Source organism: Nocardia farcinica, from assembly GCF_029867845.1.
Classification (GTDB): Bacteria; Actinomycetota; Actinomycetes; order Mycobacteriales; family Mycobacteriaceae; genus Nocardia; species Nocardia farcinica_A.
Genome location: NZ_JARWRU010001059.1, coordinates 1 through 11,415 on the forward strand (window position 1 = coordinate 1; position 11,415 = coordinate 11,415).

At 60.4% G+C, this 11,415-nt stretch carries 5 protein-coding genes and 1 pseudogene; all 6 read left to right on the top strand.

Annotation, left to right across the window (positions count from 1 at the left end; translation table 11 throughout):
* Nucleotides 1-1,251 (top strand): annotated as a pseudogene (locus QH283_RS23385) (protein DpdE); the annotation flags it as partial.
* Complete coding sequence (dpdF, locus tag QH283_RS23390) at nucleotides 1,244-3,787, top strand: protein DpdF (protein WP_280505092.1); 2,544 nt, start codon at nucleotides 1,244-1,246, stop codon at nucleotides 3,785-3,787. The pseudogene QH283_RS23385 and the gene dpdF, both read left to right, overlap by 8 nt.
* Nucleotides 3,788-4,639, top strand: coding sequence for a hypothetical protein (locus QH283_RS23395; protein WP_280505093.1), 852 nt, complete (start codon nucleotides 3,788-3,790; stop codon nucleotides 4,637-4,639).
* On the top strand, nucleotides 4,636-7,695 hold the full coding sequence (gene dpdH / locus QH283_RS23400; RefSeq protein ID WP_280505094.1) for a protein DpdH: 3,060 nt from the start codon (nucleotides 4,636-4,638) through the stop codon (nucleotides 7,693-7,695). The genes QH283_RS23395 and dpdH overlap by 4 nt, the downstream gene beginning before the upstream one ends.
* Nucleotides 7,688-8,359: a hypothetical protein gene (locus QH283_RS23405; RefSeq protein ID WP_280505095.1), complete on the top strand. Its 672-nt coding sequence runs from the start codon at nucleotides 7,688-7,690 to the stop codon at nucleotides 8,357-8,359. Before dpdH ends, QH283_RS23405 begins: the two co-directional genes overlap by 8 nt.
* Nucleotides 8,356-11,415, top strand: a 3,060-nt coding sequence (dpdJ, locus tag QH283_RS23410) for a protein DpdJ (protein ID WP_280505096.1), incomplete at its 3' end; no start/stop codon positions are given. The genes QH283_RS23405 and dpdJ, both read left to right, overlap by 4 nt.

Below are 11,415 nucleotides of genomic sequence, written 5' to 3' on the forward strand. Positions count from 1 at the left end.
CGCGTGGACCGATACGGAAACCACCGGGCGGCCGAGCAGTGGGTTGTGTCTGATCCGGATCGAGTTGGCATCCACTCAGCGTGGCTTCGCGTTTTGGCGTATGGGTTCTCCATCTTCAACGGATCGATTTCGTCGTTGCAGGATGTTGTCGAAGAGTTGGCCGACGATGTGTGGGTCGGCGTTCTGAACGAAGGCACGGAGGCGGTGGACGACAAGATTGCCGAAATCCCGAAACTCCTGGCTAAGGAGCGAACCCGAATCAACCGCCTCGATGCACTCGAGGCTAGCTACGGTGATAATTCCAGTGACGTCTTGGCGCAACGCATCGCGCAGTACGATGCGCGTCACGACGGGATCGAGCGGGCATTCAAGCGGTTGTTGACCGGCGTCGAAGGCTTTGCCTTGTCGGTACGAGATAACTCCGACGGCAGTACCACGTTCGAGCGTGATACGGACCAATCCCCTCTGGTGAGCCCTCGCCTCCTCCAGCGACTGTCGACGCGTCAGGAATCGCGCACCGGTTACTTCGATCGCTGGCGCGTCAAGCCTCGTCAGCGTTTGTTCCGGCGCGGAAACCCTTTCATCGACGGTGTCGAGTCCATCATGGAGATCGACGACCGGGGTCAGGCAGTCGCGCAGTGGCGACTGGACCGTACCTGGCAGTACGACCCACTTGTGTACTTCGGCTTCGAATTCCTCGTCGAAGCTGATCTTGGCCCCCTCCTCGAAGTCTTCAGCGACGGCGCTGATGTGATACAGGTCGCTCGACGACGTGGTGATCTAGCGCTGCGACCCCAATATCGAAGGGTTTGGATCGACGTAAGCACCATGGCGCCAGTCACAGCCGAGGCGACGATCAGTTACCTGGAACAGCCCTATCAGGACAAGCGGGACGTCAATCTCAATCCGAGTCGTATTGCGGCACTGCATTCCGTCCTGGGAGGCCGTGCAATGCTCGGCACGATCGCGCCGGAGTGTCGCCGCGTCGCCCACGACCACCTACGGAGCGTTGCCGATCTCAGTCGTCTTACCGAGGAGGCAGCGAGGCATGTTGCCATGCACACTGATTCGATAATTGCGCAATCGAAGGCGCGGCACGCTGCGGCGGGGTTGGTTCCGGACGGAGACCTGCTGGCTGATGAAATCGAGGCGGGTTGCGCACTGGAGAAGGGGGTCAGGGTGCCGCGTATCCATCTCGCATCGGTGTCGTGCCTCGTTCGTTCGGCACAGAGTTGGAAAGACTATGTCTAGCGACGATCTCGTCACCATCGCGGGTGCGCTGCAATCATGGCCGTCGGAATACCAGGCAGCGTCCTCTGCGGAGATCTCGGACGCCTGCGTTCGATTTCTGGATGCTATTGCACAATTGGAGTCGGGTGGCGCCGGTTGGAGAGATATCGGCACCCTTCTGCGGCAAGTTCTCATCGGTATCCGTAGCACATACGACCATGAGGCTGCCTTACCCGTTCCCCGAGGCAATGGCTGGCCTGATGTCGAGCGGTGGAAGCTCATCAACTGTCGGACGACGACGCTCGCAGACGGCGGCCTGAGAGTATCCCCTGAAGTATGGATTCCCACGAGTTGCGGGTACGACGAAGCGATCGCCAAGCGGGCAAATGAGGACATCCTCGCGGCATTCAAGGACTCGATACCTGAGTTCCGTGAAGTGCCGGCTGATCCGTTCTGGACAAGTGCGCATGGCCCTGACTTCAAGACATATCGTGGGGAGACACAGCGTCAGGCGGCGCGTGCAGCGGCGTTGAACCGCGACAAGATATTAGCCGTATCGCTGCCCACCGGTCGAGGGAAGACCGCCGTTGCCTGGTCGAGGACACTGATGTCCGCTTCAGGAGTCACCGTCGTCGTGGTTCCGACAGTCGTTCTCGCCCTCGATATGGAGCGCCGGACGCGCGAGCTCTCGAGAAAGAGAGGATTGAGTTTGAGTCCCACAGGGCGTTTCGCCTATGTGAGGAGTATGGATATCGATATCAAATCGGCGATTCGTGGATCAGTCCGAGAGGGCACCCAGCGACTCCTGTACACCAGTCCCGAGGCTTTCGTGACGGGCCTCGCGCCTGCGATCCTCGATTGTGCCAAGGAGGGACGCCTTCAACAGATCGTCGTCGATGAAGCCCATCTGGTCGATCAATGGGGCAACGACTTCCGTACCGCGTTCCAAACGATGGCGGGCCTGATATCCGACGCACGGGCATGCGCACCAGCAGAGTCGTGTCCGTCGGTCACGCTACTGAGTGCCACTTTCTCGCAGCGCGCGATCGATATCGTCGATCATCTCTTCGGCGTCGGAGATCTTCCGGATCTGGTGTGGGGTTCGGAGTTGCGCACCGAACCAGCCTTCTTCACCGACTATGCGCCGGATGAGAACGCTCGGTCGGAGGCGGTGATACATGCGGTCGACGGACTACCGAAGCCACTCATCCTCTATACGACAACTGTGAAAGACGCCGAGGAGTGGGCCGACAGACTACGAAACGCTGGCTACTGTCGCGTCGCTTGCATCACCGGTGAGTCGACAGATGAGGAGCGAGCGCAGGTCGTGGCGGCAGTCCGTGGGGTCGATGCGGAGGGGAGAATTGTCGGAACGACGGTCGATATTGTGGTCGGAACCTCTGCATTCGGTCTGGGTCTCGATGTCGCAAATATCCGGACCATCGTCCATGCATGTGTACCCGAGACCGTGGATCGCTACTATCAGGAGGTCGGACGAGCAGGGCGTGACGGACGGCCAACTGTTGCCTACTTGTGTGAAGCACCTAGAGATCGAAGTCTGGCGAAGCGGTTGAACATGCCCACGCTCATCGGGGATACCAAGGGGTGGGAGCGATGGCAATCTCTGCTGCACAAAGCCACTCGCGTTTCCGGCCTGCGGTATCGAGTCGATCGTTCTCTCGTCCCTGCGTACCTGTCCGAGGGGTTCGGGGAAAGCGCGCAATGGAACGTCCGCACGCTACTTCTCATGGCGCAGGCCGGGGTGATCAAGTTCTGTGTACCGCAGTGGCGTCCGGATGTCGACGGTGAAAGTTCAGATGCTTTCTTCGATTCCGTAGCCGATGCTGTCGAGTTCGAATTGGTGAACGGCGAAGGGTTCGGTCAAGGCGGTTGGTCAAGCGCTGCGAATCGCGTCCGGGAGGAAGTTCGCGCATCTCAGCAGCAGTCGCTGGAGGCGATGTTCGAGATATTGTCCGGCAAACGGTGTGTGGGGCGTGTGCTTGCCAGTCACTACCGGGTGCGCCGGGATGGGGGAATGCTCATTACTGCGCCGGCGTGCCGAGGATGTCCCGCATGCAGGCGCGACCCCGCACTCTCTTCGGGTACCTCGGGCAGCGAGCCGAACCCGCCTCTCCCGTACTCCGGTGCTCTGGACCCGCTCGCCCGGTGGAGGGGAGATGCTTCATGGGCCTTCATCTGGTACGCCGATGGCGAGAAGCCCGATGGTCTGCTCACCCGACTCGCCCAACGAGGGTTGCAACTGTTTGCTGGGCTGTCAGCAGTAGAGGGTGAACGTTTACAGCAGAGTGTTCCGACAGTGCCGATCATCGTCGACCAGTCGGACTCGTATGTATCGCTGGTGCTCACGTACGAAGGACCCCTTGTTGTCGTGTCTGGTGAGGACGGTGTCCGCGCCGAGGTGTGGGAGCGGATCGAAATGAGCCTCGTCACCTACATGGTGGGGCCACGTGGCCTCCGTGATCCTGACAGGCCGGATTGGAGCCTGGCAGATACTGCTCGCAGTATCCGAGCATCGACGTTGTTGATGGAGTTGTGAATGGATATCTTGAACCCGCGGCCGGCACTTGCAATGCCCCAGACCATGTGGCTGTGCTATTCGGCTGTGGCCAATAACAACGGAATCTCCGAGGATCAGCTGTTCCGTCTCGTTGTACCGGAGGAGTTGCTTGATAAAGTTCCGCAGGGGGGCGCGCATGTCCGCAGGGCGGTCGGTGATCTTGTCGAATTGGGGCTGATCGAGATCGACAGCGAAGGCTTGCTCAGTGCTGAGTCGAATGATGCGACAGGATTCTTGAGGAAACTGCGGCGACTCGTCGTTGTGCCTCCTGTGGACATTTCGAAATCTTTTGAGGGGGCCCCAGACCTGCGTTCTGGGCTTATTTGGCTCATGAGGCAGAGTCCCTTCGTTCCGCTTCATTGGAATGATAGTGACCAAGGGAGAATTCCTTTTCTCAACGACACACGGTGGAATGCTTTTACGCACTGGAGTGTTGTCCTGGGATTTGCTCGCCCAGCGCTGAAGGTTTTCTCCCCGGGCGTGCAGGGATCTATCACAGTTGATCCGACCGATGCAGTCATCGATGTCTTGACCAATCCGTGGATTGAATCGCACTTCCCGGAAGGAGAGCGGATACCCGTTGTCGCCTTCATGAATTCCCTGCGAAGTGAGTTGCCGATCGTTCCGGGGCATCCATCGGCGGTGTACGACGGGATGGACGTCCATGCCTCGAATGAGTGGGCCGCCGTCGGGTTGGCTCTCAGTTGTGCCGAAACTCGAGGCGTGCTGAGGATGGGATACCAGTCCGACCCGAGTGGGGTGGTAGCGCTTCCGGGCAACGAGGGATCGGGTCGCGCTCGTTACGTCTCCTGGATCGAGGTAATGAAGTGATCACATTTCCGACGAACTTTACGTGTTGGAAAGCGGAGACCGTCGTTGCGACCATTTCGACCGAAGCGGCCACGCCGTCGGACGAGGTCCTGCTCGCTACCCATTCACCGCTGAGCATTCGTCGTGAGGGTTCACGTGCAGGCGCCAGTGCCGGTCGTGTGAGCGAAGGGGACGTGCTCGACGAGTTTCTCGGTACGGCACCGAACGCGGGCGTCGTGATCGCTCCGGTTCTCGGGGAATCCGGGGCGGGGAAATCCCACCTGGTTCGGTGGGTGTACGCGACCATGCCGAAGAGTGATGAGAAGCGTCACATCATCTACCTGCCTAAGACACAAACCAGCCTGCGGGATGTCGTCGAGGAGCTTCTGAAGGGCCGGGCGGGTCCTGTATTCGACGAGATCAGGGGACAAGTCACTTCCGGCACCTCGGTTACCGTCGAAGAGATGGAGCGACGGATCCTGAACGAACTTGCGGAGGCGGTTCGCTCCCGAGCGCCACAGGGGCCGCTTGACAAAAAACTCGTCGGAGATGACGGTCTGGCCCTGCTGTTCCACGACCCCTTGTTCCGTGAACATATGCTGCGGACCGGTTCGTTCATCAACCGCCGCGCGGTCCATGCGCTGAACGGGCGTGGCTCCGACGAGGCCGACATCCCTCTCGAGTTCACCGAAGACGAACTGCCCATGGATATAGCAGATTCGGCCAGGTTGATCGACGCTGCTGCCGTGACCCAACGGTTGTTCAGGCGCCTGTCGACAGATAGTCGTATGCAGGCGGAAGCGGTTCGGATCCTCAACGAAGTGCTGGATGTTGCCATCACGAAGGCGGCTAACATCGGTGTCGGAAATATCAACCGTGCTTTCATGAAACTCCGTGAGGAGTTGGTCGGCCACGAGATCATCCTCTTGATCGAGGATGTGGCGCTCATCCAAGGCGTTCGGCGTGACCTCCTGGATGCAATCATCGAGACCAGCATTGTGCAGGGTAAGGAAAAATACGCTACAGTGCGTGCTCTCCTCGCGGTGACGCCGTCGTACTATCGCGAAAATCTGCCCGAAACGTTCCGGACGCGTGCGGAAGCGAGTTCGCCCAAGTATGTTGTGGATGTCGAACTTTCGCCCGATGGTGCCGAAGATTCTCAGTTGGTAGATTTCGTCAGTCGGTACCTCAACGCGGCTCGCGTCGGCAAGGACAGGCTCGAATCCTCGATGCGGGCGACTGCTATGCAGGCTGTTCCCAATGCGTGTGACGATTGCGCCTTCAGGGAGGCGTGTCACGACGTATTCGGCACTTCCGATGTCGGCTATGGCCTCTATCCCTACAACCGATCGGCGATTGAACGAGCGGTCCGTGCCTGCGCAGATGTCGACCGAAGCGGTGGAGACGCGTTGCTGTTCAATCCGCGGCGCGTACTTGCGAGGGCGGTACGTGATGTTCTGGAGACGGCGGAGGGCCTCATCAAGATTGGAGAGTTTCCGCCGCCTGGGCTTCTCGAGGAGGAGTCGAGCAACGCGCGATTGCCAGGTCTCGCAACCGAAGTGGTGGCGGAGTTGGAAGATTATCATGCCGCGCCGGACACTGTGCGGCAGCTGCAGACGTTCCTTTTGTTCTGGGGCGAGAACGGCACTTGCAGGCCTCCTGAGACGATCTTCTCGGCTTTCGGGATCGATCCGCTTCCGAACGCCCTGACCTTCGAACCCGAAGCCGATCGGTTGCGGCCGGTGAGCGACCCTCGGGAGGGAGTTGCTGGCCTCCCGGCCGACCACGCTACGAGCAAAGGGAGTGGGAAGGGGGAGCTTTCCCTCTCAGTCCAGCGTCAACTCGATCAGATCGATGCATGGGGAGGAGGTAATGCGGTCCTTCCGCAGAAGATCGCGCAGGAAGCGCGCAACATCATTCGTGAAGCGATTTTGAATCGATTGCATTGGTTTGATCCTGCGATCAAGTACCCCGACGCGGCCACGCTGAACAAGGCGCTACCCACCGGAGCGCGTGGCATTTCGATCGAGGGAGTGAACGAGTCGATCGCTTCTACTGTCGAGCCGGTTCTCCGTGTCAGTCGAACTGGACGGAACGCCTTGATGCTCAAGGGGCTGGTGTTGCTGGAGGCGAAGCGGCCTGACTTGTCGGGCGAAGCGTTGGCACGCCTCGATGCCCTCGTGAGCGAGGCGATTCCGGTGGTTGCCCAGAGAGTCCTCGAGACCCTCGAGTACGACAAGGACAAGTTGGTCGCAGCCGCTCGGTCGCTGATCGAAGGTGCACACGTGTGTGGCTATCTCACATACCGACAGAAGAAAACGGATCTGATCAGTGCCCTCATATGGAGGGGGAACGCCAGTCGAGCAGATCAGGAGTCTCGCAACCCGCAATGGAACATCGAGTACAGGAAGTACATCGAAGAGCGTGCGAAGGCAGTGGACAAGTTCGTCGCGGCTGTGGGGGTAGCGCAGGGAATGGGCGGCGTCCACGCACTCGACAACATAAGGCTCATCGAGATCGTCAAGAGTGTACGCGTAACGTGGGATACTCCCGTTGACCCACAGCAGCTTCCGATATGGTGTACTGCTGCCCATAGACAACTCGGAAACGTCGTTCAACTCGCCCCACTCCAAATCAACGAGTGGACCCAACTGTCGAGTCGAGTTCGCCGATTGCTACCTGCTGGAGAGTCGTATGCGGACACGGTCGACGCCATAATCCGGGCTGCCGATGAGGGGTCCGGACAGGGATTGGTGCCGGTCCAGAATCTGTCGGCGCTGACTGCAGCGAATACGAGCGCCCGTGTGCTCAATGAGCGTGTCGTAACCCGGGTGGAAAAGGCAGTCGCGGACGCTGCGGGGAAGTCCGGCTACGAACTCGCCTGCGTCGTGGGAGGCGACGTCGGCGGCGACCTGAATAAACTGGTCGACTTCCTCGAAGCCTCTGCCCAGTGGATCGAACAAGGAATCAGAAATGGTGAGGTCGACCAAGGTTCGGCTCTTGACATCGACGTTGCAATAGACGAACAGGTGCAGCGTTGGTTGATGATCGTGGGAGAGGACGGGGCGAATGCCTGACGGTGAATCGGAAACGAGCCTTCTGATCAGAGCGAAGCGTTTGACTGCCTTGGCCAGACAGCGTCGAGAAGGCGCGGAAAAGATTCAGGACATCACGAGAACGAACACCGCGCTCGATGAACTCGCCAAGGAACTGACCGACCTGGAGAAAGTGCTGCAACTGTACAGATTGCTGGTGGGGAAGTCGATTGCGGTCGAGATAGGCGTCGACCTCGGTAAGGCGCCACGGGGGTTGCGGAATCACATCGACCAAGTGGGAAGGCCGGACCCTCGATTCTTGAGAGCGCGTACGAAAGATGCGCGGAGGACTCGGGAGGTCCTCGAGGGCCATGCGCGGAACTCCTGGGCAGAATGGTCGCATGCGATGCTGACCGCACTTCCGCTCGCACGCTTGGCGCTCCTGGGTGTGTGGAGGACTTCGGTCGAAACGGACCTGCGGGATATGAGGCAGGCTGCGGTCAGGCCGCCGACGATCGCCGGCGTCGAGCGCTTTATGCTGAAGTTTGACGCCGTGAAGGCACGATTCGATGCTTTGGGGCCGACCGCGGAATTGGACGCTGTCCTGGCGAAGCTTCCTTGTGCGCTCGGTGCTTTGACGGACGAGGACGTCGTACTACTTCGCTCTCATGACGTCGATGTGCAGATCTCGTTGAGGACGGTATGACCGACGCCAGTGAACATCGTGTGGGTGAACTCGTCAGTCGCCTCGAGGACCTGGAACTTCCGTTGCTTTCCTGGGGGGTCGTAGACGGATTCCTCAGCGCCGACGATGTGGCTTCGGCGATCGACGAGCAGCGGAGCGCGCAGTTCGCCGATGGAGAGTTCGATGTGCCGTCCGCGGCCGAATACCTTGACTTGCTGATCGAGCGGAACTATGTTTTTCGCCTTCCGACCGGCGAGGAGCGATACCGGACGAGGTTCGCCGAGCAACTGCGTCTGCTGCGTCTGCTGCGGCAGTTGTGGCCGCCCAGAGACGTCGCTGCAGACGGTTGGTGGCGACGGCATGCCACTCTGGTTGCCGACTACAGGCTGTGGGTGGGGCCGCGCCGATACCCGCGCCGCGACCTCAGTGCTGAGACCGTGCGCGACGAGTTGGGTAGCCTGCCCGAGTGGTCGGGGGCCCACGAGGATGTCCTGAGCCGTGTGATCGGGGAATCGCTTCTGGCACGATTCCAGTTGCGGGCTACGCGAGCTGTTCTTGCGGGCATCGCTGCCGATAGGCCGACCGCGCAGATCATCACGGCTGGAACAGGTTCTGGCAAGACACTTGCATTCTATCTACCTGCTGTTCTAGACATCGCAGCAAGTACGACAGTGCGTCGTCGAGGGCCGCACACGCTTGCGCTGTACCCACGAATCGAACTCCTTCGGGATCAAGCTCGGGAGGCGACGCTCCTGGCCGAACGCATCGGTCCAGTCGGTGGAAACGGCCGGAGGATTCGCGTCGGACTGCTCTACGGCGGAACCCCGTACTACAAGGACTTCGAGCGGCAAAAACCGCGCGGATGGACTCGCACCAACACGGGGTGGATCTCTCCGTACTTCCCTTGCCTTTCCGACGGATGCGCGGGGGCCTTGGCCTGGCTCGATCGTGACCGGCAAAAAGGGCTCGAGCGCTTGACGTGTTCGATCTGTGGCAGGGCGAGCGAAGCCGATGCGATCGCCTTGACCCGTGAGTCCATGACCAGACGCCCCCCGGACATCCTGTTCACTACCACCGAAATGCTGAGCAAGCAGTCGACTTCCGGTCGTGTAGCGGAGGTGCTGGGATGGAAGGGGCCGAATGGAATTCGGCTGGTACTACTCGATGAGGTACATACTTACTCCGGTGTGCACGGAGCGCAGGTGGCATACACCCTGCGGCGCTGGCGTCACGCCAATCGGCAGCACGGTTCCGACAGTGTCACAATGGTAGGTCTGTCGGCGACCCTACGCGACGCCGGTCAGTTCTTCGCGGATCTGACTGGTGTAGAACGCGGCGATGTCGACCTCATCGCGCCGACTGCTGAGGAACTCGATCCCATCAGTCGGGAATACGGCGTCGTTCTGCGCGGAGATCCCCTCTCAGGTGCAGCACTTCTTTCGACCACCATCCAGACCCTGATGCTTCTCGGACGAATGCTGGACCGTGGGCAGAGCCAGTTCGGTTCCATTGCCTTCGCGTTCACCGACGACCTGGACGTGGTGAATCGTCTCTACGACAATCTACGTGATGCGGAGGGGTATTCGCGGTTCGGCCGTTCTCGGGGGGAGGTCCTCGGCCGACTTCGGGATCCGGCGCTTCCGCAGACGGGTGCGCGCTACGAAGACGGGCAATCGTGGGATCTGGCCGACCGCTTGGGGCGGATGGCGTCGTCTCTGCGCGTAGCCCGGACGTCCTCACAAGACGCCGGTGTCGATGTGGCTGCGGACGTCGTAGTGGCGACCTCGTCGCTCGAGGTGGGATTCAACGACCCCAGGGTGGGGGTCGTGGTCCAGCACAAGGCGCCGCGCGACATGGCGTCGTTCCTCCAGCGGCGTGGACGGGCGGGCCGTCGTCTCGAGATGCGTCCGTTGACGGCCGTGGTGCTCTCCGACTTCGGTCGTGATCACGCCGCCTACCAAGCCTACGAGCGGTTGCTGAGCCCGGAGATCGGTGTGCGCTCCTTGCCGGTGGGCAACCGTTTCGTCATCAAGATCCAGGCGACGCATGCACTTCTCGACTGGCTGTCACGCGTAACGGGTCGGGATGCCCGCGATCTTGCTACCTGGCCCGAATCAGGTAAGACCCCCGATGCCTCGGCTGTCATCGACATTCTTCAGCAGGTGCTGGATTCGACACAACGTCAGGACGAGTTGAAGCGTTTCATACAGCGGGCACTCTCGATCTCGGCTGATGACACCGAAGCAGTGATGTGGGAGGAGCCGCGGGCTTTGATGCTGTCGGTCATCCCCACTCTGCTCAAGCGACTCGGGCGCGGGTGGCAGACACTTCCCGGCAGTGTCGACGCCGGTGCCATCCCACAAACTCCTCTACCGGAATTCCTGACGACGACACTGTTCGACGCGCTGAACACGCCGGACGTCGTCCTGGCCATGCCGCCGGAATTCCGCACAGGCGAACCGCAGACAATGCCGGTGCTCCAGGCTCTCAGGGAAGCCGTCCCGGGACGGGTGAGTCGTAGATTCGGATTTGCCCACGCGTCGCACAGGACCTGGCTGACACCGGCCGGCCCCGGCGCGGAACTCGAGTTGGCCACATTCGTGTCCAAGGGACATGCCCTCGGTAAATGGACCGCGCAGTCCGGTGAGCAATTCTTTGTCGTCCGTCCGCTGGAAATACAGTTGCAGGCGCCATCTCGTGATGTTGCCGATACCTCCAGTGCACAGCCGGTTTGGAGGTCGTCGTTCGAGTACGAGAAGGGCTCACTTCACGAGGTGGATGTACCTTCTCCCTCGCCGTGGTCGGCTTTCATCCTAGAGTGTGCCTTCGCACTCCATATCGGTGGCAATCCCATGACGGTCCGGCGAATGTGTATAGGTGCGGGAGGCGAGATGGCCCTTCAGAAGGGTTCCCGGATCGAGCGGCATTCCCACACTACCTCGTACGTCCATCAAGGCGAACCAGCCGCGATCGGATTCGACATGGAGGTGGATGCCTTCGTCGTCATGGGTATCGTGCCCGACGGGGAAGAGTGGTCCGCGCTTGCGCGGACACCTGCGTGGCGCACACTCGCGTTC